23 protein-coding genes and 2 pseudogenes are annotated in these 26712 nt (G+C 65.1%); 14 read left to right on the top strand and 11 right to left on the bottom strand.

The features are described from left to right. Window positions 1-149 precede the first annotated feature (149 nt). A complete protein-coding gene (locus MJ122_RS30060) occupies window positions 150-1301 on the top strand; it encodes a DUF6515 family protein (RefSeq protein WP_275590728.1) in 1152 nt (383 codons plus the stop codon). Here MJ122_RS30060 and MJ122_RS17670 read toward each other — a convergent pair. From MJ122_RS17670 to MJ122_RS17660, 3 genes are read right to left on the bottom strand one after another with little or no spacing between them, the layout of a single operon-like run. Next, window positions 1294-2190 carry a cation diffusion facilitator family transporter gene (locus MJ122_RS17670; protein WP_088421378.1) on the bottom strand — a complete coding sequence of 299 codons (897 nt, stop codon included), beginning with the start codon at window positions 2188-2190 and terminating at the stop codon, window positions 1294-1296. The two genes, MJ122_RS30060 and MJ122_RS17670, sit on opposite strands and share 8 nt — an antisense overlap. After that, the gene (locus MJ122_RS17665; protein ID WP_239744999.1) at window positions 2190-2702 is read right to left on the bottom strand and encodes a DinB family protein; all 513 of its coding nucleotides are present in this window, start codon (window positions 2700-2702) and stop codon (window positions 2190-2192) included. Before MJ122_RS17665 ends, MJ122_RS17670 begins: the two co-directional genes overlap by 1 nt. 1 nt (window position 2703) lies before the next feature. Further along, window positions 2704-3120 carry a polyribonucleotide nucleotidyltransferase (polynucleotide phosphorylase) gene (locus MJ122_RS17660; protein WP_017521766.1) on the bottom strand — a complete coding sequence of 139 codons (417 nt, stop codon included), beginning with the start codon at window positions 3118-3120 and terminating at the stop codon, window positions 2704-2706. Window positions 3121-3313: 193 nt separating this feature from the next. On the opposite strand from MJ122_RS17660, the pseudogene hrpB (MJ122_RS17655) reads away from it, so the two are divergent. Both hrpB (MJ122_RS17655) and hrpB (MJ122_RS17650) read left to right on the top strand, forming a co-directional pair. Continuing rightward, window positions 3314-5779 (top strand): annotated as a pseudogene (hrpB, locus tag MJ122_RS17655) (ATP-dependent helicase HrpB); the annotation flags it as partial. A gap of 254 nt (window positions 5780-6033) precedes the next feature. Beyond that, window positions 6034-8550 carry an ATP-dependent helicase HrpB gene (gene hrpB, locus MJ122_RS17650; protein WP_239744998.1) on the top strand — a complete coding sequence of 839 codons (2517 nt, stop codon included), beginning with the start codon at window positions 6034-6036 and terminating at the stop codon, window positions 8548-8550. A gap of 862 nt (window positions 8551-9412) precedes the next feature. On the opposite strand, the gene MJ122_RS17645 is transcribed toward hrpB (MJ122_RS17650), so the two are convergent. Further along, window positions 9413-9619 (bottom strand): hypothetical protein, encoded by a 207-nt coding sequence (locus MJ122_RS17645; protein ID WP_239744996.1) that lies wholly within the window; start codon window positions 9617-9619, stop codon window positions 9413-9415. A gap of 69 nt (window positions 9620-9688) precedes the next feature. Further along, on the bottom strand, window positions 9689-10204 hold the full coding sequence (locus MJ122_RS17640) for a hypothetical protein (RefSeq protein WP_239744994.1): 516 nt from the start codon (window positions 10202-10204) through the stop codon (window positions 9689-9691). Window positions 10205-10527: 323 nt separating this feature from the next. Here MJ122_RS17640 and MJ122_RS17635 point away from each other — a divergent pair. Then, window positions 10528-10674, top strand: a pseudogene (locus tag MJ122_RS17635) (DUF2188 domain-containing protein); the annotation flags it as partial. A gap of 499 nt (window positions 10675-11173) precedes the next feature. On the opposite strand, the gene MJ122_RS17630 reads toward MJ122_RS17635, so the two are convergent. Together MJ122_RS17630 and MJ122_RS17625 are read right to left on the bottom strand one after the other, a co-directional pair. Then, window positions 11174-11938 carry a transporter substrate-binding domain-containing protein gene (locus tag MJ122_RS17630; protein WP_239744991.1) on the bottom strand — a complete coding sequence of 255 codons (765 nt, stop codon included), beginning with the start codon at window positions 11936-11938 and terminating at the stop codon, window positions 11174-11176. A gap of 104 nt (window positions 11939-12042) precedes the next feature. Further along, window positions 12043-13125 carry an endonuclease/exonuclease/phosphatase family protein gene (locus MJ122_RS17625; protein WP_239744987.1) on the bottom strand — a complete coding sequence of 361 codons (1083 nt, stop codon included), beginning with the start codon at window positions 13123-13125 and terminating at the stop codon, window positions 12043-12045. A 153-nt stretch (window positions 13126-13278) separates the two neighbouring features. On the opposite strand from MJ122_RS17625, the gene MJ122_RS17620 reads away from it, so the two are divergent. Then, entirely contained in the window at window positions 13279-14115 is an 837-nt protein-coding gene (locus tag MJ122_RS17620; protein WP_239744980.1) for an SDR family oxidoreductase, read from the top strand. Between the two features lie 307 nt (window positions 14116-14422). Here the strand turns inward: MJ122_RS17620 and MJ122_RS17615 are convergent, their stop codons facing one another. Both MJ122_RS17615 and MJ122_RS17610 read right to left on the bottom strand, forming a co-directional pair. Then, entirely contained in the window at window positions 14423-14854 is a 432-nt protein-coding gene (locus MJ122_RS17615) for a VOC family protein (RefSeq protein ID WP_239744977.1), read from the bottom strand. An 88-nt stretch (window positions 14855-14942) separates the two neighbouring features. Continuing rightward, window positions 14943-15593, bottom strand: coding sequence for a hypothetical protein (locus tag MJ122_RS17610; RefSeq protein WP_088421371.1), 651 nt, complete (start codon window positions 15591-15593; stop codon window positions 14943-14945). A gap of 157 nt (window positions 15594-15750) precedes the next feature. On the opposite strand from MJ122_RS17610, the gene MJ122_RS17605 reads away from it, so the two are divergent. The 9 genes from MJ122_RS17605 (at window position 15751) to MJ122_RS17565 (ending at window position 25443) form a co-directional block, all read left to right on the top strand. After that, entirely contained in the window at window positions 15751-16482 is a 732-nt protein-coding gene (locus MJ122_RS17605; protein WP_239744976.1) for a DUF2076 domain-containing protein, read from the top strand. Between the two features lie 80 nt (window positions 16483-16562). Then, entirely contained in the window at window positions 16563-17039 is a 477-nt protein-coding gene (locus MJ122_RS17600) for an NYN domain-containing protein (protein ID WP_239744974.1), read from the top strand. 50 nt (window positions 17040-17089) lie between these two features. Further along, window positions 17090-18469, top strand: coding sequence for a DEAD/DEAH box helicase (locus MJ122_RS17595; protein ID WP_239744972.1), 1380 nt, complete (start codon window positions 17090-17092; stop codon window positions 18467-18469). 169 nt (window positions 18470-18638) lie between these two features. Next, window positions 18639-19457 (top strand): LuxR C-terminal-related transcriptional regulator, encoded by an 819-nt coding sequence (locus tag MJ122_RS17590; protein WP_239744971.1) that lies wholly within the window; start codon window positions 18639-18641, stop codon window positions 19455-19457. A 291-nt stretch (window positions 19458-19748) separates the two neighbouring features. Continuing rightward, entirely contained in the window at window positions 19749-20864 is a 1116-nt protein-coding gene (locus tag MJ122_RS17585; RefSeq protein ID WP_239744969.1) for an ABC transporter ATP-binding protein, read from the top strand. 50 nt (window positions 20865-20914) lie between these two features. Then, window positions 20915-22057, top strand: coding sequence for a spermidine/putrescine ABC transporter substrate-binding protein (locus tag MJ122_RS17580; RefSeq protein WP_239744967.1), 1143 nt, complete (start codon window positions 20915-20917; stop codon window positions 22055-22057). Between the two features lie 156 nt (window positions 22058-22213). Continuing rightward, on the top strand, window positions 22214-23125 hold the full coding sequence (locus MJ122_RS17575) for an ABC transporter permease (RefSeq protein WP_088421364.1): 912 nt from the start codon (window positions 22214-22216) through the stop codon (window positions 23123-23125). Between the two features lies 1 nt (window position 23126). Next, the gene (locus MJ122_RS17570) at window positions 23127-23945 is read left to right on the top strand and encodes an ABC transporter permease (RefSeq protein ID WP_239744966.1); all 819 of its coding nucleotides are present in this window, start codon (window positions 23127-23129) and stop codon (window positions 23943-23945) included. Window positions 23946-23970: 25 nt separating this feature from the next. Beyond that, entirely contained in the window at window positions 23971-25443 is a 1473-nt protein-coding gene (locus MJ122_RS17565) for an aldehyde dehydrogenase family protein (RefSeq protein ID WP_239744964.1), read from the top strand. A gap of 196 nt (window positions 25444-25639) precedes the next feature. Here the strand turns inward: MJ122_RS17565 and MJ122_RS17560 are convergent, their stop codons facing one another. Next, the gene (locus MJ122_RS17560) at window positions 25640-26008 is read right to left on the bottom strand and encodes a VOC family protein (RefSeq protein WP_239744962.1); all 369 of its coding nucleotides are present in this window, start codon (window positions 26006-26008) and stop codon (window positions 25640-25642) included. An 89-nt stretch (window positions 26009-26097) separates the two neighbouring features. Next, window positions 26098-26703 (bottom strand): GNAT family N-acetyltransferase, encoded by a 606-nt coding sequence (locus MJ122_RS17555; RefSeq protein ID WP_239744960.1) that lies wholly within the window; start codon window positions 26701-26703, stop codon window positions 26098-26100. Window positions 26704-26712: the final 9 nt, after the last annotated feature.

The raw sequence follows: 26712 nt of genomic DNA, 5'->3' as shown, positions 1-26712 counted from the left end.
GAGGCTGACGAGCCTCCCTTTTTTCTTGCCCGCGATCTGTCCCCCATCTTTACCCTGACTTTACCCAGCGCCTTGCAATGCGGGCGCTGTGTCGTGGTCTATGGCATTGTCACATCACTGGTTTCGGCTGTTGCCGAAGTGAGGATTCCATGAAGTCGGGCTTCGGGCGGTTCGCCTGGTTCGCTGTGCTTTCGCTGGCCGTTGCGGTCCAGGCGCTGGCGGCCGATGGGCCCGATATGCAGGGGCAGGGCCATCCGTCCGCCAATGCCGGGCAATCACCGATGACCCGCCAGGGGCCGTCGCGCCCCATGGGCAACTGGCAGCCACACCCGCCGCAGAACCCCGGCGGACAGTCGCAGAGCCGTCCGCAGGGCAACAACGGTGGGCAATGGCAGGGTCGTCCCCAGGGTAATAACGGTGGGCAATGGCAGGGTCGTCCGCAGGGCAACAACGGTGGGCAATGGCAGGGTCGTCCCCAGGGCAATAACGGTGGGCAATGGCAGGGTCGTCCCCAGGGCAATAATGGTGGGCAATGGCAGGGGCGCCCGCAGGGTAACGATGGCGGGCCGTGGCAAGGTCACCCTTCCGCCGATGACAATCATCAGCCCGCCCCGCGCCCTTCCGGCGACAACGGACGCCAGTGGCAGGGCCGTCCCATTGGCGGCGGTACCACTTCGCAGTGGCAGGATCACGACCACGGCGGCGCCGGTTGGCAAGGGGGTACCCGTCCTCCGCCGGGCGGCTGGCAAGGTCGCCCGCCGCCCTCCCACGGCAATTGGGGGCCGCATCCGTCCTACTGGCGGCCGGGGTACGTGACGGACAGCATGCCGAGCGGGCATTACCGCGTGCCCTATCGCGGTAGCGACTACTACTTCAATGACGGCTACTGGTATCGCCCCTACGGCTCGCGCTATGTGGTGGTGACCCCGCCTTACGGGGCGCGGGTGCGCTACCTGCCGTCCTACGCCGAGCAGGTCTGGATCGGCAGCATTGGCTATTTCCTCGCCGCCGGCACCTATTACATGTGGCAGGCCGGTTCACAGGATTATGAAGTGGTGGCACCGCCCCAGCCGCAGGCCGTGGCAGTGGCGCAGTCGCCCTACGACGTGATCGCCTATCCGCTGTACGGCCAGGGGCAGGACCAGCAGGCCCGCGATCGCTATGAATGCCATGGCTGGGCGCTGCAGCAGAGCGGCTTCGACCCGGCCTCGGCGAACTACGCGCCGCCGGCCTACGTCGCCGAAAACTACCGCCGCGCCCTGGGCGCCTGCCTGAGCGGGCGTGGCTACAGCGTCAACTGATGGTCTCTTTTCCCACCACTTCCTGCGGGTCGGCGTGTACCAGCACCTCGGCCCGGGGGAATTCCCTGTGGATCGCCAGCACGGCTTCGTCACACAGGTGATGCGCCTTGGACAGCGACAGCTCGCCGGGCAGTTCCAGGTGTAGCTGGACGAACCAGTGGGTGCCGGAAATCCTTGTGCGCAGGTCATGGGCGCCCAGCACGCCGGGAACCTCGCGCACCAGTTCGAGCATGCGCGTGCTGACGTCCGGCGGCAGCTCTTCATCCATCAGCACCGCGACGGATTCGCGGGCGATCTGGAAGGAACTCCACAGAATGTACAGGGCGATGCCCAGGCCGAAGATGGCGTCCATCTGTTGCCAGCCGAACTGCGCCAGCAGCAGGGCGACCAGGATGCTGCTGTTGAGCAGAAGATCGGAGCGATAGTGCAGGGAGTCGGCGCGGATGGCGTTGGAGCCGGTGATCTTCACCACATGGCCCTGCACCAGCAGCAGGCCGGCGGTGAGCGCCAGCGACAGGACCATCACCGCGACGCCCCAGCCCACGGCTTCCACGGGCTCGGGGTGTTGCAGGCGGTCGATGGCCTGGATGCCGACCAGCACGGCACTGACCGCGATGAACAATGCCTGGGCCAGCCCCGACAGCGACTCGGCCTTGCCGTGGCCGTAGCGGTGGTCGTCGTCCGCCGGGCGGATGGCGTAGTGCACCGCCAGCAGGTTGAGGAAGGAGGCGGCGCCGTCGAGCAGCGAGTCCGTGAGGCCGGCCAGCAGGCTGACCGAGCCGCTGAGCCACCAGGCGATGGCCTTGGCGACGATCAGGGTGGTGGCGACGCCGAGCGACGCAAAGGTCGCCAGCCGCATCAGGTGGGCATGGCTGGCGTGCTTGAGCATCAGGTGTCCAGGCGGTCGGGCAGGAAGTAGATGTAGTCCAGCAGCGGCGCCTTCTGGCCCAGCGCGGTGAGCGCGGCGCTCATCTGCCCGCGGTGGTGGGTGCCGTGGTTGACCAGGTGCTGGACGATGTTCGCCAGGCTCTGGCGGTGTTCCTGCCCGGCCATGTTGCGGTAGTCCAGCTGGGTGCCGAGGGTGGCGTCGCTCTGCTTGCTCAGCCACAGGCGCCAGGCGCCGACACCGTCGTTGAGGAATTCGGCGAGGCTGGCGCGATCCGGCGCGGCCTCGGCATCGAGTCGTTCGAACTGCCAGGGCTCTCGCTGCACACGGGCGAACCAGATGCGATCGACCACCGCGAGGTGGTTGAGGGTGCCGTGCAGGCTGCCGAAGAACAGCCCGCGCGGTGCGCGGTAGGCCTGTTCATTCAGGGGCGCGACGGCCTCCAGGATGCGTTCGTAGGCCCACTGGTGGTACGCCAGGAGTTGCTGAAGGTGTGAAGCGAGAGCGCCGTGCATATCAGGCCTCCGGGCGCAGGCCCAGGCTGGCGAGTTGTTGGAGGCTGCCGCTGCGCTGGATCAGACGCGGGTCGTCCAGGGGCAGGCTGCGGCCGGTTTCACGCTCGAGGATCGCCTTGAGTTTAGCCTTGTCCACGCTGCCGTCTTCACTCACGGCATCCTTGAGCTTTTCCGGTGCGACCGAGTACTTCTCGTCGGGCAGGTAGATCGCGCCGGTGGCGAAGTCTACGCCGAAGGCGATCAGGCCCGGGATGACGTAGAACAACAGGCCGACGGCATCCAGGGCGGCGACAGCCGGGTCGATGCGGCCGTCGATCTGGCCGCGGCGATCGGGGTAGAACAGGGTGCCGCAGGCAGTCAGCTGGCTGAACAGGGCGGCGCTCAGAACGGCACAGGACACTCGGGTGGCAAGACGCATGAAAAAACCTCCGGGAGGATGATGCGGACAACTATAACAACGAGTCCTGAACGGCTGCTGGCAGTTTCGCACTAGCCAGCGTTCTCGTTGCTTCTATGACTGCTGAGTTGGCACCGCGGTTCGCCCGCTATAATCGCCGCCCCCCGCGTATTCCGGGTTACCGCCCCATGAAATTCGAGTTCCAGGAGCCGGCATGAACGCCCTTCCCACCGACAGCGTCCTTCCCGCCCTGCGCCAGGCCCTGGCCGCGCGCCACGAAGTGGTGTTGGAAGCGCCGCCCGGCGCGGGCAAGACTACCCGCGTGCCGCTGGCGTTGCTGGGCGAGGCGTGGCTGGACGGGCAGTCGATCCTGATGCTGGAGCCACGCCGGCTGGCTGCCCGCGCCGCCGCCGAAAGACTGGCCGCGGAACTGGGCGAGAAGGTCGGCGAGACCGTCGGCTACCGCATCCGCCTGGACAGCAGGGTGGGACCGAAGACACGCATCGAGGTGGTCACTGAAGGCATCCTCGCCCGCCGCCTGCAGGACGACCCGGCGCTGGAAGGTGTGGGGCTGGTGATCTTCGACGAATTCCACGAACGGTCCCTGGACGCTGACCTGGCGTTGGCGCTGACCCTCAATGGCCGGGCGCTGCTGCGCGACGAGCCGCCGCTCAAGGTGCTGGTGATGTCGGCCACGCTGGAAGGCGAGCGCTTGTCCGCACTGCTGGGCGACGCGCCGGTGGTGCGCAGCGAGGGCCGCATGTTCCCGGTGGACATCCGCTGGGGCCGGCCGTGGCAGGCCGGTGAGTTCATCGAGCCACGCGTGGTGCAGACAGTGCAGCAGGCGCTGGCGGATGAGCCTGGCAGCCTGCTGGTGTTCCTCCCCGGCCAGGCGGAAATCCGTCGCGTCGCCGAACAGTTGGGCGAGGCACTGGCCGGTCGCCCCGAGGTTCTCATCTGCCCGCTGCACGGCGAACTCGACCTCGATGCCCAGCGCGCCGCCATCGAGCCCGCTCCGGTGGGCAAGCGCAAGGTCGTGCTAGCGACCAACATTGCCGAGACCAGCCTGACCATCGACGGCGTGCGGGTGGTCGTGGATGCCGGGCTGGCGCGGGTGCCGCGATTCGATCCGGGCAGTGGCATGACCCGCCTGGACACCCAGCGTATCTCCCGCGCCTCCGCCACCCAGCGCGCCGGCCGTGCCGGACGACTGGAGGCGGGCGCCTGCTACCGCCTGTGGTCCGAGGCGCAGCACGATCAGTTGCCGGCCTATGGCGCGGCGGAAATCCTCCAGGCCGACCTCGCTGGCCTCGCCCTGCAACTGGCGCGCTGGGGCGTCGCCCCGCAGGAGCTGGCCTGGCTCGACCTGCCGCCCGCTGCCGCTTATGCCCAGGCGCAGGACTTGCTGGAGCGCCTTGGCGCGCTGGCCTCCCGCGCCGGTGGCGGCAGCCTCACGCCCCACGGCCAGGCCATGGCCGAAGTACCGGCGCACCCGCGTATCGCCCATTTGCTGCTGCGTGGCCATGCGTTGGGGCTGGGGCAGTTGGCCTGTGATCTGGCGGCTTTGCTCGGTGAGCGCGACATCCTGCGCGGTAACGACGCCGACCTGCATCACCGCATCGCCTTGCTGGCCGGCGAGCAGAGCGGCCCGCGCGCCAGCCGGGGCGCGGTGCAGCGCGTTCGGCAGCTGGCGCGGCAGTTCAAGGGCTACCTGCGTGGCCCGGTCCGCGAATCGGTGGCCGACCCCGATCACCCGCGCTGGCTGGGCGGCCTGCTGGCGTTCGCCTACCCGGACCGCATCGCCCGCCAGCGTCGCGCTGGCGGCGGCGAGTACCGCTTGGCCAACGGCCGCGCCGCGCTGTTCGGCGAGCCGGATGCGCTGATGAAGGAAGCCTGGCTGGTGATCGCCGATCTCGGCAGCCGCCAGGGCCAGCGCGAGGAGCGCATCTACCTGGCGGCGGCGCTGGAGCCGGCGCTGTTCGAATCGATCCTGGCCGAACAGGTCAGCGTCCACGACGAGCTGGAGTGGGATGAGCGCGAGGGCGTGCTGCGCGCCGAGCGCCAACGCAAGGTCGGCGAACTGGTGCTGTCCACCGAGGCGCTGCCCAACCTGGACGCCGAGGCCCGCAGCCGCGCGCTGCTCGGGCTGGTGCGGCGCAAGGGCCTGGAGCTGCTGCCGTGGACGCCGGAATTGCGCCAGTGGCAGGCGCGCATCGCCTTGCTGCGCCGGCTCGATCTGGACGGCAAGGGCGAGAGCGAGTGGCCGGATGTCAGCGACTCCGCACTGCTGGCTTCGCTGGACGACTGGTTGCTGCCCTACCTGGGCAAGGTTTCGCGGCTGTCGCACTTCGCCAACCTGGAGCTGAGCGGGATTCTCCACGCGCTGCTGCCCTGGCCGTTGCCGCAACGGTTGGACGAGCAGGCGCCGCGCACGCTGCAGGTGCCGTCGGGCTCGAACATACGCCTGGACTACAGCGAGTTTCCGCCGGTGCTTGCCGTTCGCCTGCAGGAGCTGTTCGGCCTTGCCGACACCCCGCGGATCGCGGGTGGACGGGTGGCGGTGAAGCTGCACCTGCTGTCGCCGGCGCAACGTCCGGTGCAGGTGACCCAGGACCTGGCCAACTTCTGGCGCAGTACCTATGCGCAAGTGAAGAAGGATTTGAAGGGGCGCTATCCCAAGCTACTACATAACTCTACGGACTCAGCTGAATTGCATAACTTGGCTCCATTGACTGACGGAGGCAGCGATTTCACACATATCACTAGGATTGACTACCGCAAATGCAGCCATCCCTTTCAGGGTCGCTCGCCTCGAGGTCGTTGTTCTTACTGCTGCTCTGCTCCTGTTGAGTACTCAAGATTCGCGTAGCACTTCCCTCTAGCGCTGATCTTCTTGCCTGCCGAATATCCTGATTGACCAGCTTGAGGTCCTCCATGAATAGCCTTCCAATTGATGCCGTCATACCTGCGTTGAGAAGAGCGTTGTTTGAGCGTGACGAGGTTGTTCTGGAGGCCCCGCCCGGGGCAGGGAAGACAACTCGTGTGCCTGTCGCACTCCTGGACGAAGCTTGGCTAGATGGCCAAACAATCCTGATGTTGGAGCCAAGGCGTCTCGCAGCTCGAGCTGCGGCTGAACGCCTAGCGGATGAGCTTGGTGAGAAAGTTGGCGAGACTGTTGGATATAGAATTCGCTTAGACACCAAGGTCGGTCCCAGAACTCGAATCGAAGTCGTAACAGAGGGGATTCTAGTAAGGCGCTTGCAAGACGATCCTGCGCTTGATGGTGTTGGTCTAGTCATCATGGACGAGTACCACGAGCGTAGTTTGGACGCAGATCTGGCGTTGGCCTTAACAATTAATGGTCGTGAACTCCTGCGAGAGACACCGCTTAAGTTGCTCGTGATGTCTGCAACTTTGGAGGGAGAGCGCCTTTCCAAGTTGCTCAACGGTGCTCCGGTTGTTCGCAGCGGTGGACGCATGTACCCAGTCGATGTGCGCTGGGGGCGACCTTGGCAAAGCGGAGAATTCGTCGAGCCCCGAGTCGTCCAGACAGTGCTGCAGGCATTGGCTGATGAGGCCGGAAGTCTCCTCGTTTTTTTACCTGGCCAAGCAGAGATTCGCCGTGTGGCAGAACAGCTCAGTGAGTCGTTGTCCGGTCGTGATGAATTCGTGATTTACCCGCTTCATGGTGAGCTGGAACTTGCAGCGCAGCGTGCTGCAATTGAATCTCCGCCATTAGGTAAGCGGAAGATTGTATTAGCTACGAATATCGCGGAGACCAGTCTGACAATCGACGGTGTGCGTATCGTGGTGGACGCTGGTTTAGCAAGAGTCCCACGATTCGATCCAGGTAGTGGGATGACACGTTTGGACACCCAGCGTATCTCCCGCGCTTCCGCTACTCAGCGCGCTGGACGGGCTGGTCGACTGGAACCTGGTGTTTGTTATCGTCTTTGGTCTGAAGCTCAGCATGAGCAGCTGCCGGCATACGGAACTCCCGAGATATTGCAGGCAGATCTTGCTGGGCTTGCTCTTCAGTTAAAGCGATGGGGCGCGAGCCCCAATGATTTAGCTTGGCTAGATACACCGCCCTCTGCCGCTTATGCGCAGGCCATGGAACTGCTTGGTCGGCTTGGTGCGCTGGCGGACAGTGGAGCTTTGAGCGCTCATGGCCAGGCCATGGCAGAGTTACCAGTTCACCCCCGAGTCGCTCATTTGCTGTTACGTGGCCAGACTCTCGGCCTCAGTAGTTTGGCCTGTGATATAGCGGCCCTTTTAGGGGAGCGTGACATCGTTCGCGGAGCCGGTGCTGATCTTCATGTGCGCGCTGCACTGTTGGCAGGAGAGTCGGCCGGAGGTCGAGCAAGCCGAGGGACGATGCTGCGCATCCGTCAGCTATCTCGCCAGTATCGAAGCTACTTGCGGGGCTCTGTGAAAGACTCCGTTCCGGATCCCGAAAATCCACGTTGGCTCGGTGCACTTTTAGCATTTGCTTATCCTGATCGCGTGGCCCGGCAACGTAGAGAAGGCGGAGGTGAGTATCGCCTGGCCGGCGGTCGCGCAGCGTTGTTCGGTGAGCCGGATGCACTGATGAAGGAAGCCTGGCTGGTAGTTGCCGATCTCGGCAGCCGACAGGGGCAGCGGGAAGAGCGCATCTATCTGGCCGCCGCGCTAGATCCAGCGCTATTCGAAACGATCCTAGCCGAGCAGGTTACCGTCCACGACGAGGTAGAGTGGGATGAGCGCGAGGGCGTGCTGCGTGCTGAACGTCAGCGCAGGGTCGGCGAGTTGGTGCTGTCTACTGAAGCGCTGCCTAATCTCGACGCCGAGGTTCGCAGTCGCGCCCTGCTCGGTCTGGTGCGGCGCAAGGGCCTGGAACTACTGCCATGGACACCGGAGTTACGCCAATGGCAAGCGCGCATTACCTTGCTGCGACGGATGGACTTAGAGGAACGGGGAGAGAGCGAGTGGCCGGACGTTAGCGACACCGCACTGCTGGCGTCCCTAAAGAACTGGCTGCTGCCGTACCTCGGCAAGGTCTCGCGACTGTCGCACTTTGCCAGCCTGGAGTTGAGTGGGATTCTCCATGCGGTGTTGCCCTGGCCTCTACCGCAACAGTTGGAGGAGTTGGCACCACGCACGCTGCAGGTGCCGTCGGGGTCGAGCATTCGCCTCGACTACAGTGAATTCCCGCCGGTGCTCGCCGTTCGCCTGCAGGAATTATTCGGCCTGGCCGATACGCCGCGCATCGCGGGAGGCCGGTTGGCGGTAAAGCTGCACCTGCTATCTCCCGCGCAGAGGCCGGTGCAGGTGACGCAGGATCTGGCCAGCTTCTGGCGCAGTACGTATGCCGATGTGAAAAAAGACCTTAAAGGTCGTTACCCCAAACACTGGTGGCCAGACGATCCAATGCAAGCTGAACCCACAGCTCGCGCAAAACCGCGAAAGTAGATTGAGCGGAAGCGTGGAGTTTATACGACGCCGAAGTAGCGTCAGCGCGCAGGGGACCCATCACGAGAGCTCGATATGTGAGGCATGGTCCCGATAAAGGCGGGCTCACTTCGAAGAAAATGAGAGATCAGCCGCTGCCTGATCGTCCTGCTATTTGCCCTTTACGAGCTGACCACAGGGGGTGCTACGCGGACCTCATCTGGATTTAGAGAGCGGGGAGGCTCACGCACACTCGGTTGCGTAAGTTACTCAAATGTGGAGCACAAGTCCAAGGCGTCGATGATAACTGGAGCCACGGAGGCAGTTGGAGCAGATGTTGCTCTCCTGCCTGCCACTGACTCCTGCTACTGTATTTGGTTGGAAGTTATCCATAGTGCTGCAGGGCGAGGCTCTACGATCACCGGCGATTTCTCAGCTCTATCATCGGTACTACAAGAAGTTTGATCAGAATCTGAAGGAAGGCCCGCGCGTGCTGCAGGGGCCCAACTGCTGGCTAAGGATGCATTTCTGACGCTAATCGCTGCTCGGCAGACAGCCCTCATCGATGGCATCGAAGCGAATCACGCTTTGCGGCCTCGCTCGTTGACAGCCAAGATGCAGCGCCGGATATTGCTGCCCGAGTTCGATCAGATTCTCACTGCCTCGAGTTGATGAGCCAAACGCATCTTGAGCCCTTAGATGCGTCCCTATTCGCTACTCACTGACAATTCGAATAGGGCCTTATGGCGGCTTCGACGGAGTGGGCATCAGAAGAAAAAACAAACCCCCTGGTGCGCAGTACGGGAAGTTCCCGCCCGAGGCGTGGGGGTTATGGTCATTGCCATCATACCACAGTGGGACGCATCCAGCTTTAGGCGGCCAATCACAAGAAGCCGTGATAGAAACCTACGGAATTAACTGCCTCTGCAAATTTTGCGGCTGTGGCTCTATCCATGATAACTAGCTTGCCATCAACCTTTATGTAGATGCTGTCCTCTGGATAGAATGAGGATCGGCCAATTTCTAGCTCCATCTCTGTTCTTCCGCCTTGATCTTTTATGGTTTGATCGAAGTAAACGGTCGTTGCCATTTTCGCCTCCTTTTCGGTGCATAATGAATGGAGTTATAAAGAGCTCGAGAGTCCGACTGCTTATCGCAATCAGCTCTCTTGTGATTTGTCAATCACTGGGAAGCGCCAAGCACCGGGCGCGTTAGATTTCAGTGTTCCCTGTTTCATCTGGTCTATGATGTTGTTGTTGCTAATTTTAAGAATTGCTTTTGCATATCTTGGATTGACTAAGTTCCCATAGCTGTTTAACAGTGCGTCGAGTCTTTTTGCTCGCTCATTCGCTGAAGGTAAGGATGAGCTGAATAGTATTGTCAGAATTTCCTCTACGTGCTCAACGTCGTCGAATTGCCGTAGCTTATCTGCGATCTGCCATGCGAGTTTGTGGCACGTGTTGAGCACGGAATCCGGGGCAGGGCGACCTCCGATCTCCGCCGACGCCACCCAGAAGTACTGCTGGCTCAGCTCTAGAAGTAGGAAGTATGTGGATAGCCTTGCCGCAGTCTTCTCTTTGCGATGCTCATTCACACGCTGAACAATGCTCGCTATGACACCTCCGATCAGTGCTGCTAGCACCCCGCCCAAAAAGCCCAGCCAGCCGTCGCTCATAAAGCCTCAATGGTTTCGTTGCCTTTGTAATGGGGAAAACTATAGGAAGATGAAGGAGGCAAGGGCAACTCTTCCCTGATTTATTTTGCCAGACACTTTTAAGGTGGGCTTTTGAAATTGGACTGCTGGGATAACCTATCGATCTGCCCATTCGGATAAAGCTCGGGCATTAGCTGCTGCAGATGGAAAGCAGCCTGGTACTTGATTGGCTATAACTAACTGGCCATATCGCGTAGGAGGCAGTTCTGAGCAAAGACCAAGACAGAACGGTATCAAGGCGTGAGGATGGTACCTAGGGAAAAAACGTAACGACGCAAGCCGGGCATGAAACTCCGGCGGAGGCGCAGCGAGCTGCTCGGGAAATGCTCAAGAACCAAGGGGGAGAGCTCACCACCAAAGGTGTAAATGGGAAGATCCGAGCGAAAGATGCTGTTGCTCCTGACTATGATCCCAGCCCACCTAAAGGCTAGCAGGGTCTCCCGTAAGGGGGATTTTGCTGATCACGTTGGCTCCGGTCAGCCCTATGAATCTTGGGCAGGCTGAATCGGTGGTTTTGCGAGAGATACTCAATGACATGCAGTGGGAGAGGGATATGGCAAATTGAATCGCACCGGATTTCGTGGAGGCCGTTTCGTTTAAGTCAGGCCGCCATGGCCTGACTTGCTTGTTGCCGGTGGAAGTTTGCCTCAGCCTCCGCAGGCGGGATATAGCCGATCGAGCTCAGCAGACGCTCATGGTTGGTTGTTGGCTGTATTGATGTGTCAATGATTTCTCTGAACACAGTACGAATCACTATTGGCCGGATGACCCCCTGACCGCCGAGCCGACGGCGCGGGCCAAGCCGCGCGGGACCTGAAATTCGCGCAAGGGCTCCTGCTCTTGCAGGAGCGGATTCATCCGCGATGTTTCTTTGCGAAGCGGAGCCGATCGCGGACAGGGTCCGCTCCCACGCGAGAGCGGTCTTCCCGGTCAGGGCAACGTCATCTCGTAGCCTGCCGTCACCAGTTCGTCGTAGGCGTGGTCCAGCTGCGCGCGCAAGGCTTCGGCGTTGGGGGCGTGGCGGGAGACGATGAGCTTGGTCGGCACGCTGTACAGGTTGTCGAAGGCCAGGGGCGCCATGTTCAGCTCCCGGCGCGCCTGTTCCACCGGCGTCTGGTAGTCGATCAGGTAGTCGCCGCGGCCGCGTTCGAGCATCTGCAGGGCGGCGGCGTGGGTGCTGGTGCGGTGCACTTCCAGCTGGAGCTTCGGGTCTTCGAGCATTTCGGTGATCGGCCGCCAGTAGCTGTAGCCGCTGATCAGGATCATCCGGCTTCCGGTCAGCCCTTCGGGCAACTGCGGCGACGGGCGCGAGGCCAGGCGGTACAGGTTCAGTTCGACGTGCCCCAGCACGCGTTCGCATTCCAGCGTGCTGTCCACCAGCTCCGGCTTGCCCGGTGCGCCGGCCCATAGCTGCACGCTGCCGTCCTGCAGGCCCAGGTAGAGGCGGGCGCTGGGCAGCGGGCGGAAGTCGGCGCGGTAGCCGGCCTTGAGCAGGATGCGCCGGACCATCTCGGCGCCGCTGCCGCGGGTGGCGCCGTCCGGGTCCGTGTAGGTGTAGGGCGGGAATTCATAGTAGCCGACGGTCAAGGCGGGCAGCGGATGCGGCAGCCGGTCGGCCAGCGTGGGCCTGTCGACGGCGAGGGCGTTAAGGCAGAACAGGGCGAGGATCAGCCCGGCGAGACGGCGCAAATGCATGGATGGCCCGAGTGCTCGTTATCGTTTTTGTTCGAAGCGGGCCGAGCATGCGACCGCCACGTCGCTCCTGTCCAGCTTCCGCCAGCGACCTTGTGCCGCAGCGCTCAGTGGGGCAGCAGGAAGCGTGCGGACAGCGGCAGGTGGTTGGAGATGCGCAGGGTGTCGTGGCTGCGCACGCCGGCATCGAGGCGGTTCAGGCTGGGACTGTGGAACAGGTAGTCGAGGGTGCGATCGGGCTTGTGCACGCGCGGGTCGTTGGGAAAGTGGGTGTACCACTTCTCCTGCTCGGCGCCGCTGGATTCCTCGACGGCCGGGACCACCGGGAAGCGCGCCGCCAGCAGGTTCAGTTCGCTGTTGGCGCGGTAGGGCGCGCGCAGCACCTCTGGCAGGTAGGGGTACTGGCCCAGCGGCAGCAGGCCGAGGTCGCCGCCCAGCAGCCAGGGGCGGCCGGCAGCCTGCAAGGTGTTCAGGTGGGCTTCGACGGCCTCGACCTGGCGTTGCGGCGTGTCGTCGCCGTTGGGGCGCTCCAGCCGCGTGTTGATCACGCTGAACTGGCCACCGCCGCGGATTGGCAGGTCGCTTTGCAGCATCGCCGGCTGCGGGGCGAACAGGTGCAGCAGCGGAATGGACGAGCGCTGCGGCAGGGCGATGCGCTCGCCGCCGGTGATCTGGAAACGACTGAAGGTCACCAGCTTGCGCCCGGCGCTGCCGAACACGTGAGGGTTCGGATCGAAGCGCGCTTTCCAGTCGAAGGCGGCGGTGGAGCAGGGGTAGAGGTCGGTCAGGCGATCGCCGATGAGCGCCTGCTGGTCCTGCTTGCCGGTGGCGGCGGCACCGTCGTCGACCTCCTGCAGCAGGACGATGTCCGGGGCTTCGTCGCGGATCACCCGCACCACTTCGTCAAGGCTGTAGGCGATGTCCTCGGGGCTGGGGCTGTCGTCGGGGCCGGTGGTGTCGGGCAGGTCGTCCCAGAAGATGTAGCGCTTGCCGGCCAGGTACTGGACGTTCCAGGTCATCACCTTCAGCGCCTGCCCCGGCTGCAGTTGCGGCGCGGGCGTGCGGCACTGGGCGACGACGGCCTCGCGCTCGGCGGGGTGCCAGGCCAGCAGCCAGGCGGCAGCGGTGACGACGAGCAGCAGGGCAACCAACAACACGAAAAGTAGGCGGCGGCGAAGCGAGAGGCTCATGGGTGACCAGGGGCTATGCTTGTTGGGTCCAGAGGATAGTGGTTGCGACTTTGTATTTCACCTCCGTGTTTGATGTGGGAATTATCCTGAAACCTTGTGAGATGTAGTTCGCAAGACGTCAACATCGCGCCCTGCGGGCTTCGGGAGACTGCCATGCCCCGCCCACGCTTCTCCCATTCGACCTTCAGGCGCAAGGTGGTGCTGGTCAGCGGCGGCTGTTCCGGCATCGGTCGCGCCCTGGTGCTGCGCTTCGCCCAGGCCGGCGCGCACCCGGTGATCCTCGACCTCGACCAGGCGGCGCTGGACAGCCTGGTGCAGCACCTGCGCGAGCACCTGAACGTCGAGGCCCTCGGCCTGCGCTGCGACATCGCCGACGCTGAGGCGGTGGAGCGTGCAGTGGCGCTTGCCGTCGAGCGCTTCGGCGGCATCGACGTGCTGGTGAACAACGCCGGCATCACCCACCGCAGCCTGTTCATCGAGACCGAGCTGGCGGTGTTCCGGCGGGTGATGGCGGTGAACTTCTATGGTGCGCTGCACTGCACCCAGGCGGCGCTGCCCAGCCTGCTGGCGCGGCACGGGCAGATCGTCGTGCTCAGCTCGCTGACCGGCTTCGCCCCGCTGCTCTACCGCAGCGCCTACAACGCCAGCAAGCATGCGCTGCACGGGCTGTTCGACACGCTGCGCATGGAGCTGGACGGCACCGGCGTGGCGATCACGCTGGCCTGCCCGGGCTTTACCGCCACCGACCTGCGCAAGAACGCCCTGGTGGGCGACGGCTCGGTGATTCGCCAGCCAGCCGTGGTGCTGGGCGCGGAAGTGGCCTCGCCGCGCGACGTGGCCGAGGCGATCTACCAGGGAGCCTTGCGTCGTCGGCGGCTGCTGGTGCTGTCCAACGTCAACTGGCGGGCGCGCATACTGGCGCGCTTCTTCCCGCGTCTGTTCGAGAAACTGCTGGTGCCGAAGATGTCGGGGCTCAGGCCCGGGCATTGAGATGTCGAAGTTCTTTCTCCATCCCAAGCGCTGTTCTTGAGCAGTGGGTAGGAGCAACGGTCTTCTTCTGATAAATCCGTGCCTTGGATTTCCCCTCTCCCGGAAGGGAGAGGGGCCATATGGTGCAGGTTGAAACCAAGGCGTCAGCTGGCACGGGCGGCTCCCTCTCCCTTCGGAACGGGGCGCGCAGCCCGGGCGCGGAGCGGGCCGCGCTCTGCGGAGGACTATTCCGGTAGGAACGGACTTCGTCCGCGATCGATTTCACATCGCGCCGCTGGCCAATCGCGGACGGAGTCCGCTCCTACGCTCAGTGTGAGTGCGAGTCGAAACCGCCGCCTGCCAGAGCCATGTCCCAGAACGACGCCTCGATCTTGTGCCCGTCCAGATCCCGAACGAAGCAGCCGTAGTAAGGGGCGCCATACTGCGGGCGCGGGCCGGGCGCGCCGTCGTCGGTCGCGCCGGCGGCCATCGCGGCGCGGTAGAAAGCGTCCACGTCCTCGCGGGAATTGGCCATGAAGCCGAAATGCGTGCCGTTGCCCACGCTGGCCGGGCGGCCGTCGATGGGTGTCTGCAGCCAGAATTCGGGGAATACGCGGCCATAAGCCACGGCACCGGGGTGTTCCATGATCGGCTGGCAGCCCAGGGCCGGCAGCACGGCGTCGTAGAACGCCTTGGCGCGGGGATAGTCATTGGTGCCGATGGAAATGTGCGAAAGGCAGCTGGGAGGGAAGTCGCTCACGGCGAGTCTCCTTACTCGGTGAAAGGAGACTCCAGCGTAGAACGCCGGCGCCCGGCTTGCCGGCGGATGTGTTGCGACTTGCTGCCGCTCAGGCGGCCTCGCGGCCGAGCAGGATGAAGATGCGGTAGGCGGCGACCGTCAGCAGCAGCTGGAAGAACCCGCTCAGCGAGTGCAGCGCGATGCCCAGTACCGGCGAGTCCTGGCCGGTCTCGGTGATCCAGCCTTCGGCGAGCCACACCGGCGCGAGTATCACCAGGGAGGTCATCAGCAGCAGGAAGAAGTGCCCGGTGGTCTGAGCGAAACTCTCGCGCATGGCGTCGATGGGCGCGCGGCCGCGTTGCACCAGGAGAAATTCGGCGAAGGCCAGCTTGATCATCACGAAGATGCCCGGCAGCACCATCAGGTACAGGCCGAGCACTATCAGCAGCGAGGTGATCGCCGAGAGCAGGGCGAACGCCGGCCACAACCGCAGCGCCGCGCTCCAGAGGTCGCGGACGCCGCGCTCCACGCCTTCGCCCGCGTCGATCATGAAGAGGATCAGGCTGGCGGTGTAGATCGGGTAGAACACCAGGCCCGCGGCCATACCCCAGGGGGCGAAATTCTGCGGGCCGGCGGCAACGTTGATCTGCTGCTGCACCAGCGTCTCGATGACGATCCAGGGCAGGCACAGCGGCACCAGGGTGCCCAGATGACGGGAGAAGAAGAACCAGGTGTCGCGGAGGATGGAGAGGGGATTCATCAGTAACCCGATACTGTCCGAGGGCTTCGACTCTAACTTAAGCAAACCCTCAGCTGAAGACGCCAGAATTCTGCGATCGGAACTTGTTTTTTTGCGAGCCGATCCAATGTTGCAGAGGCAACGTTCTGCCGAACCACCCGCTCACTCGAGGCCTGCCATGAATTCCGAAGAGCAATCCCTGATCGATGGTCTGTTCACCCGCCTGCGTGACGCCGAGGCGCAGACTGCGCCGCGCGATGCCCAGGCCGAGGCGCAGATCAACAGGCACCTGGTGCAACAGCCGGCGGCGCCGTACTACATGGCCCAGGCGATGCTGATCCAGGAAGCGGCGATCAAGCGCCTGGACCAGCGCGTCAAGGAGCTGGAAGCGCAGCAGGCCAGGGCCCAGGAACAGCGCCCAAGCAGCGGCGGCTTCCTCGCCGGGCTGTTCGGTGGCGGCCAGAGCCAGGAGCCGCGCCCGGCGCAAGCGCAGCAACGGCCGGACGGCTGGGGCCAGACGCGCTTCTCGCAACCCGGTGGCAACGCGGCCTACGCCAATAACCCCGCGGCCAGCAACCCGAACGACTTCAGGCCTGCACAAGCGGCCCCGGCCATGGCCCAGGGTGGCGGCTTCCTGCGCGGCGCCCTGCAGACCGCGGCGGGCGTGGCCGGTGGCGTGATGGTGGCGAATGCACTAACCGGCCTGTTCCACGGCAGCCAGCCCCAGGAAATCGTCGAGGTGATCCAGGAGCAGCCGGTGCAGCCGGAGCCGTCGAACTTCGATGACACGTCCCTGGGCGGCGACCGCTACGCCGACAATGGATTCAGCGACGCCAATTACGACGACGACAGCAGCTTCGGCGACGACTCCGGCTTCTTTGGTGGCGATGACGGCGACATGTTCAGCTGAGCCGCCCGCCCGCCGGGACTGGCGGGGGCGCTTCGCTGTGCCGATAATGCGCCCCCGCTGTTCGAGCCCCGGAGTCACCGTTGAAGACCATCGCCCTGTTCGCCGACGTGCAGAACCTCTACTACACCGTGCGTCAGGCCTACGGCTGCCACTTCAACTACGCCGCGCTGTGGGCCGAGCTGAGTGCCCAGGGCACTATCGTCCAGGCCTACGCCTACGCCATCGACCGCGGCGACGCGAAGCAGCAGCAGTTCCAGCAGATCCTGCGCAAGCTCGGCTTCACCGTGAAGCTCAAGCCCTACATCCAGCGCGCCGACGGCTCTGCCAAGGGTGACTGGGACGTGGGCATCACCATCGACATCCTCGACGCCGCGCCCAAGGTGGACGAGATCGTCCTGGCCTCCGGCGACGGCGATTTCGACCTGCTGCTCGACCGTGTCCGCGCCGGCGGCACCGACGCCACCGCCTACGGCGTGCCGGGCCTCACCGCCCAGGCGCTGATCCGCGCCGCCAGCCGCTACGTACCTATCGAAGGCGCGCTGCTGCTGCGCTCCTGAGCCTTGCGGCTACAATGCCGCCCATTCGAATCGTTTTTCGCGAGCGCTCCATGACCTTCGCCAACCTTGGCCTGATCGATCCCCTCCTGCGCGCCCTCGACGGGCTCGGCTACCAGAACCCGACGGCGGTGCAGGCCCAGGCCATCCCGGCCGTGCTCAAGGGCCGCGACCTGCTGGCCGCCGCCCAGACCGGTACCGGCAAGACCGCCGGCTTCGCCCTGCCGCTGCTGCAGAAGCTGCTGCAGGAAGGCCCGCAGGTGGCCGCCAACTCGATCCGCGCGCTGGTGCTGGTGCCGACCCGCGAGCTGGCCGAGCAGGTGCATGAAAGCTTCCGCGCCTACGGCCAACACGTGCCGCTGCGCACCGCCGTGGCTTACGGCGGGGTCAGCATCAACCCGCAGATGATGAAGCTGCGCAAGGGCGTCGACGTGCTGGTGGCCACCCCCGGCCGTCTGCTCGACCTGTACCGGCAGAACGCGCTGAAATTCACCCAGCTGCAGGTGCTGGTGCTGGACGAAGCCGACCGCATGCTCGACCTGGGTTTTGCCCGCGAGCTGGACGAAGTCTTCGCCGCGCTGCCCAGGCGTCGGCAGACCCTGCTGTTCTCCGCGACCTTCTCCGACGCCATCCGCCAGATGGCCCGTACCCTGCTGCGCGACCCGCTGACCATCGACGTGGCGCCGCGCAATACGGCGGCGAAGACGGTGAAGCAGCACCTGGTCACAGTGGACAAGAAGCGCAAGGCCGAGCTGTTCCTGCACCTGCTGCGCAAGCAGGGCTGGCGCCAGGCGCTGGTGTTCGCCAAGACCCGCAAGGGCGTCGACGAGCTGGTCGGCGTGCTGCAAGAGCAGGGCATCCGCGCCGACTCGATCCATGGCGACAAGCCGCAACCGGCACGCCTGCGCGCCCTGGCGCGGTTCAAGGCCGGCGAAGTGGACTTCCTGATCGCCACCGATGTTGCCGCGCGCGGCCTGGATATCGAGGAGATGCCGCTGGTGGTCAACTTCGACCTGCCCATCGTCCCCGAGGATTACGTACACCGCATCGGTCGCACCGGCCGTGCCGGCGCCAGCGGTCAGGCGATCTCGCTGGTCTGCGCTGACGAAGTGCAGCAGTTGGCGGCCATCGAGACGCTGATCGGCCAGACCCTGCAACGCCAGGAAGAAGACGGCTTCGAGGCGGAACACCGGGTACCTGTCACCGCCCCCGGCGGCCAGGTCATGAAGAAGCCGAAGAAGCCCAAGCAACCCAAGGTGCCCGAAGGCAAGCCGGGCAAGGTGCACCTGGGCTCGCTGCTGGACGACAAGCCGCAGGTCAAGGCGGTGCGCAAGGCGCCGGGCTTTGGCCTTGGCGGAAAACCGGCTGGCGGCAAGCCCTCCAGCGGCAAGCCTGCTGGAAAGCCGGGCGGCAAGGGCGCTCGTCGCCCCTGAGCCGATACGGCGCGCGCCTGCTTCATCGCGGTGCGCCCCAGAGGCCGGATCAGTTGCTGTCGTCAGGCGTGGCGGGGCCTTGCAGGGTGTGGCGCAAAAGCTGCATTTCCGTGTGGAATCCCGAACGCCTATAGTGTGCCCATCGCGCACACAACAAGAACGACAGCCCATGCGCCACAAGGAACTCAAAGCCTGGACCGGCGGAGTCGCCCACCTGCTCCCGCTGGCCGCCGGTCGCCCGCGTCTGCTCGGCCTCAGCCAGTGGCTGCAGCAGGTCTGCGCGGTGGATAACTTCGTGCTCTTCGTCTACGAGGGCAACCACCGGCCACTGGACCTGTTCGACAGCTTCCCGGCGGACATCCGGCATGTCTACGTCGAGGACTACCAGGCCGGCCCCTACCTGCTCGATCCCTTCTACCTTGCCTGCACGCGCCATCAGGCGCCTGGACTATGGCGCCTGCGGCAGTTCGCGCCGGACCACTTCTACCTGGGCGAGTACTACCAGACGTATTACCAGCAGACCGGCCTGACCGAGGAGATCGCCTTCTTCGTCGACCTCGCCGATGGCGCCACAGCCGTGCTCTCGCTGATGCGCAAGACCTCCAGCCCCGCCTTCAGCCGCGACGAGATGCAGCTGCTGGAATGCGCGCGACCGGTGGTCGAGCAGGTGGTGCGCGAGGCCTGGGAGCTGCGTCGCGCGCAACCGCGTCCGGCACAGGACCTGGACTACCAGATCCGCGAGGCCTTCGACCAGTTCGGCGCCCAGTTGCTCACGCCCCGCGAGCAGGAGATCGTCCAGCTGTTGCTGCGTGGCCACTCCAGCGCTTCGGTGGCCGAGCAGCTGGATATCAGCCCCGGCACGGTGAAGATCCACCGCAAGAACCTCTACGCCAAGCTCGGCATCGGCAGCCAGTCGGAGCTGCTCGGGTTGTTCATCCGTGAACTGGCGGGGCGCGACGGAGCGGGTGGGATGCGCGCGGTGGGCTGAGTGCACGGCTCTTCGTAGGAGCGAGCTTGCTCGCGAACCGCCCAACGCCGGTATTTCTGGGGAATCCTGTTCGCGAGCAAGCTCGCTCCTACAGTCACGGCCAGCTGCGGATGCCCCTTGTAGGAGCGGGCCATGCCCGCGATCGCGCGCATGGCGCGCTCCTACACGTCGCGTCCGTGACTACGTAGCGGGTGATCCAATCCCGCCGTCTATCCCCCGAGGGATATATACACCCCGAAAGCCGCGTTGCTAGCTTGAGCCCCAACAAGAACAAAGTGGGAGCGCGCGGTGATGGAGAGTGGTCAGGACTTCGATATCGAATTCCGCAACGTGGTCAAGCGCTACGGCAGCGTGCCGGCGGTCAACGGATTGAGCTTCAAGGTGAAGCGCGGCGCCTTCCATTCCTTCCTCGGCAGTTCGGGCTGCGGCAAGACCACCACCCTGCGGATGATCGCCGGCTTCGAGCAGCCCAGCGAAGGCGAGGTGCTGCTGGCTGGCAAGGCGGTAGCCGGGGTGCCGGCGCACCAGCGCCCGGTGAACATGGTGTTCCAGCATTACGCACTGTTTCCGCACCTGACCGTTGCCGAGAACATCGCCTACGGCCTGCGCTACCGTACCCCGCGCCCCGACCGCGCGCAGCAGCGCCGCATGGCCGACGAGGCGCTGGAGATGGTGCGCCTGTCCGGCTTCGGCACGCGCAAGCCCCATGAGCTTTCCGGCGGCCAGCAACAGCGCGTGGCACTGGCCCGCGCGTTGGTGAACAAGCCCACCGTACTGCTGCTCGACGAGCCGCTGGCGGCGCTGGACCGCAAGCTGCGCAAGGAGATGCAGTCGGAGTTGCTGCGCCTGCAGCGCGAGGTCGGCATCACCTTCGTGCTGGTCACCCATGACCAGGAAGAGGCGCTGTCGATGAGCGACAGCATCAGCATCATGAAGGACGGCCTGATCATCCAGACCGCCACCCCCGAGGCGCTCTACGAGACCCCGGCGAGCCGCTACGTGGCGGACTTCATCGGCGAGTCCAACCTCTTCTCCGGCACCGTGCGCCGGCTCGATTCCGGCCGCGTGGTCCTGGGCACCCCGGCCGGGCTGGAACTGAGCAGCCCGCCGACGCCCACCGGCCCCGCGCTGGCGCCCCAGGCCGAGGGCTGCATCGCCGTGCGCCCCGAGCTGGTCGGCATCGCCGCCGCCGATTCGGACCTGCAGCGCGAAGTGCGCCTGAAGGGGCGCGTCGAAGACCGCATCTACCTGGGCAACCTCACCGAATACCGCGTGCGCACCGACGCTTTCGGCATCGTCTGCGTGCGCGTGCCGCGCAAGGCTGGTGGCGAGGCGGAAGCCTTCGAGCACGGCGCGCCGGTACAGGTCGGCTGGAACCAGGCCAGCGGCCTGGCCATGGCCCTTTGAGTTCGATGATCCAACCATAACGACAATCAGCAGACAGGCGGGGAGTGACGATGGACAAGAAGAGCTTCATCAAGACGATGCGCAGCTGGGAAAACGGCTCCATCACGCGGCGCGACTTCCTCGGCAGGACCGGTCTCGGCCTGGCGATGGCGGTGGTCGCCGCCAACACCCCCGGTCTGCTGACCGGCAAGGCCTACGCCGCCGAGGGCAGCAACATCGGTGACCGCCTGGCGCTGGCCACCTGGCCGAACTACCACAGCCAGGAAAACTTCGACGCCTTCGCCAAGGCCACGGGCGCGCGCGTACAGATGAACGTGTTCGGCTCCAACGAGGAGATGCTCGCCAAGCTGCAGGCCGGCGGCAGCGGCTGGGACGTCTTCGTGCCGACCAACTACACCATCAGCACCTATGTGCAGCTCGGGCTGATCGAGCCGCTGGACCTCTCGCGCATTCCCAACTTCGACCCCAAGGCCTTCGAGGAGCGCTTCATGGCCCAGGGCACGGTGGACGGCAAGGTCTACGCGGTGCCGAAGAACTGGGGCACCACCGGCATCGTCTACGACGCCAGCAAGGTCAAGGGCAGCCCGGATTCCTGGAAGCAGTTCTGGGACCTCACCCTGACCAGCGCCTCGGGCCGCACCATCGTCCACGACTACCAGCTCACCGCCATCGGCAACGCGCTCAAGTACTACGGCTACAGCTTCAACTCGCTGGACCCGAAGGAACTGGCCGAGGCCGAGAAACTGCTGATCCAGGCCAAGCCGCACCTGTTCGCGATCAACTCCGACATCCAGCCCTCGCTGCGCAACGGCGACGCCTGGATGGCCATGGCCTGGACCGGCGACGCCTCGCAGCTGCACCGCGACAACCCGGACATGACCTTCGTGCTGGGCAAGGAGGGCGGCGAGATCTGGAGCGACTTCTTCGCCATTCCCAAGGGCGCCGAGCACAAGGATGCCGCCTACGCGTTCATCAACTACCTGCTCGACCCGCAGCACAACAAGCTGGAGGTGCTCTCTCACGGCTACCCGAGCGGGGACAAGCGCGTCGATGCGCTGCTCTCCAAGGAGATGCTCGACGACCCGATCATGTACCCGGCGGCCGAGCGTCTTTCGCCGCTGGAGTTCGGCGCCGCGGCGACCCTCACCAGCCCGGCGCGCGCCGAACTGATGGCGCGGTTCAAGGCCGCCTGATCGGCTCTTCGTAGGATCGAGGGGGGCGCCTGGCCCTTGCTCGCGAACCCGCCCAGCTTCACAGCTGCCGGGGAATCCGTTCGCGAGCAATAACGATGGCGCCCCCCTCGCTCCTACAAAAAAGGTCCGTGCAATCCCATGTGTAGGGAATCGAACATGAACATCGCTGTCAGCGCCCCGTTGCCGCAGACCCGGCCGACGCCCACGGTCTCGCGTGCGAAAAGCCTCGGCCGGCGCGTCACGCTCCTGCTGCTCCTGCCGTCCACCCTGTGGTTCCTGCTGCTTCTGCTGATGCCGCTGGTGATCATCCTGGTCTTCAGCTTCGGCGAACGCAGCGCCGTCGGTGGCTACGGCGGCGGGCTGACCCTGGAGAACTACCTGAACCTCGGCTCCCGCGCCCAGGCCTTCTGGAACACCCTGACCCTGGCGCCGCTGGGCACTCTCGCGTGCCTCCTGGCAGCCTACCCGCTGGCCTATTTCCTGGCGGTGAAGGTGCGGCGCAACAAGTCGCTGCTGCTGACCCTGGTGATAGTGCCGTTCTGGACCAGTTTCCTGATCCGCACCTACGCCTGGATCTTCATCCTCAGCGGCCGCGGCATCCCGGCGCTGCTGGAGAGCTTCGGCATCGCCGACGTGCGTCTGATCAACACGCCCTATGCGGTGCTGATCGGCATCGTCTACGGCTACCTGCCGCTGATGGTGTTCCCCATCTACGTGACCCTGGAGAAGCTCGACAAGCGCCTGCTGGAAGCCTCCGGCGACCTCGGCGCCAGTGCTTTCGAGACCTTCCGCCGGATCACCCTGCCGCTGTCGGCACCGGGGGTGATCACCGGGGTGATGCTGGTGTTCATCCTGCTCATGGGCGAGTTCCTGATCCCGGCGATCCTCGGCGGCGGCAAGGTGTTCTTCGTCGGCAACGCCCTGGTCGACCTGTTCCTGCAATCGCGCAACTGGCCGTTCGGCAGCGCGGTGGCGATGACCCTGGTGGCGATGATGCTGGCGATCATCGGCGTCTACCTGAAACTCGTGGCGCGCTACGGCGGCTCACGCAACGACGGAGTGCTCTGAGATGTGGCTGCGCAGTTACTCCACCTCGGTCTACCTGTTCCTCTACGCGCCCATCGCGCTGATCATGCTCTTCGCCTTCAATGCCGGGCGCAGCGGGCTGAGCTTCCAGTGCTGCTCGGTGCAGTGGTTCGGCCGCGCCTTCGGCAACCCGTTCATCATGGAAGCGCTGGGCAACAGCGCGATGATCGCCTTCTGTTCGGCGCTGATCGCCACGCTGTTCGGTACCCTCGCGGTGTTCGGCCTGCAGCGCGTGGGCAAGCGTGCGCGCCTGCTGTTCGATGCGCTGACCTACTGCGCGATCATCGTGCCGGGCATCGTCATCGGCATCGCCACGCTGATCGCCTTCATCACCCTGTTCGATGTGCTCAACCCGCTGCTGGCGCTGCTGGACATCGGCCTGCCGAAACTCAACATGGGCTTCGGCACCGTGGTGGCGGCGCACTCGCTGTTCACCATGGCGCTGGTCATGGTGATCGTCCGCACCCGCGTCGAAGCCATGGACAAGTCGCTGCTGGAAGCCTCCGCCGACCTCTACGCGCCTCCGCTGGACACCTTCTGGCGTGTGACCCTGCCGCAGATCGCCCCGGCGATCCTGGCGGGCTTCCTGCTGGCGTTCACCTTCAGCTTCGACGATTTCATCATCGCCTTCTTCGTGGCCGGCTCCGAGACCACGCTGCCGATCTACATCTTCTCGTCGATCCGCCGCGGCATCACGCCGGAGATCAACGCCATCTCCACGGTGATCATCTGCGCCTCGCTGGCGCTGCTGTTCACCTCCCGCTACCTGCAGAACCGCCGCACCGGCGTTCAGGCCGCCTGAGGGCCGACTTCAAGGAGACGCGAGCATGCGTGACCAGCTCTACATCAACGGGCAGTGGGTCAGGCCGGACCTGGGCGGTCGCTTCACCAGCTTCGACCCGGCCACCGGCCAGCCCCTGCGCGAAGTGCCGGCGGCCACCGAGGAAGACGTCGACCACGCCGTGCGCGCGGCACGTACCGCCTTCAACCGCGGCTGGGGCCAGAGCCGTGGCGCGGAGCGCGCCGAGTGGCTGGAAGCCTTGGCCACGGAGCTTGCGCGCAACCAGGACTCGCTGGCCGAACTGGAGGTGCGCGACAACGGCAAGCCGCTGCCCGAGGCACAGTGGGACGTGGCCGACGCCATCGGCTGCTTCCGCTACTACGCCGGGCTGGCGCGGGAACTGGACGAGCGCCAGGACCAGGCTCTGCCACTGCCCGACGAACGTTTCCGCTGCCGCATCCGTCAGGAGCCGGTGGGCGTGGCCGGGCAGATCATCCCCTGGAACTACCCGCTGCTGATGGCCGCCTGGAAGGTCGCGCCGGCTTTGGCGGCGGGCGCCACCTGTGTGCTCAAGCCGTCCGAGCTGACGCCGCTGAGCGCGCTGGAGCTGGCCGCTGCGGCAGACACCGTGGGCCTGCCGGCGGGCGTGCTCAACGTGCTGCCGGGCCTCGGCGCGGAGGCCGGCGGACCGCTCAGCCAGCATCCGGGGGTGGACAAGCTGGCCTTCACCGGCAGCGTGCCGACCGGCTCGCGGATCATGTCGGCGGCGGCCCAGGACATCAAGAACGTCAGCCTGGAGCTGGGCGGCAAGTCGGCCTTCATCGTCTTCGACGACAGCGATGTCGAGGCGGCGGTGGAGTGGATCCTCTTCGGTATCTTCTGGAACCAGGGGCAGGTGTGCAGCGCCACCTCGCGCCTGCTGGTGCAGGAGGGCATCGCCCCGCGCCTGATCGAGCGCCTGGTGGAAGCGACCCGCGCCATCAGCATCGGCAACGGCCTGCAGCCGGGTGTGCTGCTGGGGCCGCTGGTCAGCCAGGGGCAGCACGAGAAAGTGCTCGGTTTCGTCGAGCGCGGCCGTGCCAGCGGCGCCCGGCTCCTCACCGGCGGCACGCGTCCGGTGGGGCTGGAGGAGGGCTGGTTCATCGAGCCTGCGATCTTCGACGAGCCGGCCGAGGACGCGCTGATCTGGCGCGAGGAAATCTTCGGCCCGGTGCTCTGCGTGAAGCGCTTCAAGACCGAGGCCGAGGCCCTGCGCCTGGCCAACGACAGTCGCTTCGGCCTGGCCGGCGCGGTGATGTCGGGCGATCCGCAGCGCGCCGCGCGGGTGGCCGACGGGCTGCGTGCGGGGATCGTCTGGATCAACTGCTCGCAACCGACCTTCACCCAGGCGCCCTGGGGCGGCATGAAGCACAGCGGCATCGGCCGCGAGCTGGGCGTTTGGGGGCTGGAGAACTACCTGGAGGTGAAGCAGGTGACCGAGTATGTCTCGGATCAGCCCTGGGGTTGGTACCTGAAGTAGCGGCATCATTGTAGGAGCGATCTTGCTCGCGAATGGATACTCCCAGTCACTCGGGTGTTTCGGCCGGGCTTTGCCCCTCTCCCTGAAGGGAGAGGGGACCGTTGGGCAGAGTCGGGTGTTCTGGAGTCAGCCGGCTGAAATCTACTCTCGCTCGGCACGGACAAGCCCCCTCTCCCTTCAGGACCCGCGACACACCTCAGTCGAGGTTATGCCCGATCCGCCAGAGCACGCCGCTCGGGTCGTGCAGGGTGAAGTCGCGCATCTTCCACGGCTGGTCTTCCAGTGCACCGAGGCGCACGCCGTAGCGCTCGGCGAGGCCGGAGTCGAGGACCTTCGCGTACCAGGCGTCGGCATCCTCCACCAGCAGGTGCAGCATCAGGTTCTCGGCGAATTCCTTGACGTAGTAGTTCTGCAGCAGGAAGGCGCAGTGGTCGCCATGGTGGAAGTAGGCGAGTTCCTCGGAGTTCCACGGCGAGAGGAATCCCAGCTCCTTGTAGAACTGCTGGGAGAGTGCGAAATCGCGGGCGGGGACGAAGACTTTCAGTTCAACGCTGGCAGTGCTCATGGGCAACCTTCCTGGTTCATGCGTGAGCAGGCTTTCTCGACGGCGACGGAGCAGGCCGCCTCTGGCGGGCGGCTGGCCGCGAGTCTATCTCAGAGTGGGCGCTGCATGTAGCGATGGCTGGAGACGCCCGGCAGGGTCGAGACGCGCTCCGCCTGCACGCTGAAGCCCAGCCGCTCATAGAGCGCCTGGGCCCTGGGATTGGCCGCCGAGACGTCCAGTGCCGCCATGGGCAGGCCGACGCTGCGGCCGATCTGCAGGAAGTGGTCGATCAACTGGCTGCCCAGGCCTTCGCCGCGCAGTGTCGGCGTAACGCCCAGGTGCGCCAGATACAGTGTCCGGCGCGGCGGCGGGCAGATGATCCGTTCCAGTTGCAGGCCGCGGCGAATCACCCCCGCCGAGCCCCATCCGAAGTAACCGAGGATCTGCCGCGTCGCCGCCAGCATGTAGCCCAGGTTGGCTTCGCCGCCGAACACCGTGCCGGCCGCTACCACCTGGCCGTCCTGTTCGCCGACCCAGTGCTGGCGCCAGCCGAATTGGCCGCCACCCTGGACAAAGGCGTAGCGCAGGAAATCCTGGGCGCAGTTGCGGCCTGGGCGGGCGAAGGCGTAGTCGAAGGCGTCGGGGCCGGAGCTGTAGATCAGCGGGATGGCGGCATCGACATCATCGAGGCGGGCGCGGCGGAAGGTCAGCGGCATGCAGGCGAC

The organism is Pseudomonas sp. DP-17 (genome assembly GCF_022380625.1).
In the GTDB taxonomy this organism is placed as follows: domain Bacteria; phylum Pseudomonadota; class Gammaproteobacteria; order Pseudomonadales; family Pseudomonadaceae; genus Pseudomonas; species Pseudomonas nitroreducens_A.
The sequence above is the reverse complement of the archived record's forward strand: the minus strand, read 5'-3'. Positions and strand labels throughout refer to the sequence as shown.

What these genes read in the sequence shown, in the direction of transcription:
- MJ122_RS17565 (WP_239744964.1), top strand. Translation starts at nt 23,971, where the DNA reads ATGCGTGACCAGCTCTACATCAACGGGCAGTGGGTCAGGCCGGACCTG.
- MJ122_RS17570 (WP_239744966.1), top strand. Translation starts at nt 23,127, where the DNA reads ATGTGGCTGCGCAGTTACTCCACCTCGGTCTACCTGTTCCTCTACGCG.
- MJ122_RS17620 (WP_239744980.1), top strand. Translation starts at nt 13,279, where the DNA reads ATGCCCCGCCCACGCTTCTCCCATTCGACCTTCAGGCGCAAGGTGGTG.
- MJ122_RS17630 (WP_239744991.1), bottom strand. Translation starts at nt 11,938, where the DNA reads ATGCATTTGCGCCGTCTCGCCGGGCTGATCCTCGCCCTGTTCTGCCTT.
- MJ122_RS17625 (WP_239744987.1), bottom strand. Translation starts at nt 13,125, where the DNA reads ATGAGCCTCTCGCTTCGCCGCCGCCTACTTTTCGTGTTGTTGGTTGCC.
- MJ122_RS17580 (WP_239744967.1), top strand. Translation starts at nt 20,915, where the DNA reads ATGGACAAGAAGAGCTTCATCAAGACGATGCGCAGCTGGGAAAACGGC.
- MJ122_RS30060 (WP_275590728.1), top strand. Translation starts at nt 150, where the DNA reads ATGAAGTCGGGCTTCGGGCGGTTCGCCTGGTTCGCTGTGCTTTCGCTG.
- MJ122_RS17660 (WP_017521766.1), bottom strand. Translation starts at nt 3,120, where the DNA reads ATGCGTCTTGCCACCCGAGTGTCCTGTGCCGTTCTGAGCGCCGCCCTG.
- MJ122_RS17665 (WP_239744999.1), bottom strand. Translation starts at nt 2,702, where the DNA reads ATGCACGGCGCTCTCGCTTCACACCTTCAGCAACTCCTGGCGTACCAC.
- MJ122_RS17595 (WP_239744972.1), top strand. Translation starts at nt 17,090, where the DNA reads ATGACCTTCGCCAACCTTGGCCTGATCGATCCCCTCCTGCGCGCCCTC.
- MJ122_RS17555 (WP_239744960.1), bottom strand. Translation starts at nt 26,703, where the DNA reads ATGCCGCTGACCTTCCGCCGCGCCCGCCTCGATGATGTCGATGCCGCC.
- MJ122_RS17575 (WP_088421364.1), top strand. Translation starts at nt 22,214, where the DNA reads ATGAACATCGCTGTCAGCGCCCCGTTGCCGCAGACCCGGCCGACGCCC.
- MJ122_RS17645 (WP_239744996.1), bottom strand. Translation starts at nt 9,619, where the DNA reads ATGGCAACGACCGTTTACTTCGATCAAACCATAAAAGATCAAGGCGGA.
- MJ122_RS17590 (WP_239744971.1), top strand. Translation starts at nt 18,639, where the DNA reads ATGCGCCACAAGGAACTCAAAGCCTGGACCGGCGGAGTCGCCCACCTG.
- MJ122_RS17560 (WP_239744962.1), bottom strand. Translation starts at nt 26,008, where the DNA reads ATGAGCACTGCCAGCGTTGAACTGAAAGTCTTCGTCCCCGCCCGCGAT.
- MJ122_RS17670 (WP_088421378.1), bottom strand. Translation starts at nt 2,190, where the DNA reads ATGCTCAAGCACGCCAGCCATGCCCACCTGATGCGGCTGGCGACCTTT.
- hrpB (WP_239744998.1), top strand. Translation starts at nt 6,034, where the DNA reads ATGAATAGCCTTCCAATTGATGCCGTCATACCTGCGTTGAGAAGAGCG.
- MJ122_RS17605 (WP_239744976.1), top strand. Translation starts at nt 15,751, where the DNA reads ATGAATTCCGAAGAGCAATCCCTGATCGATGGTCTGTTCACCCGCCTG.
- MJ122_RS17610 (WP_088421371.1), bottom strand. Translation starts at nt 15,593, where the DNA reads ATGAATCCCCTCTCCATCCTCCGCGACACCTGGTTCTTCTTCTCCCGT.
- MJ122_RS17585 (WP_239744969.1), top strand. Translation starts at nt 19,749, where the DNA reads ATGGAGAGTGGTCAGGACTTCGATATCGAATTCCGCAACGTGGTCAAG.
- MJ122_RS17640 (WP_239744994.1), bottom strand. Translation starts at nt 10,204, where the DNA reads ATGAGCGACGGCTGGCTGGGCTTTTTGGGCGGGGTGCTAGCAGCACTG.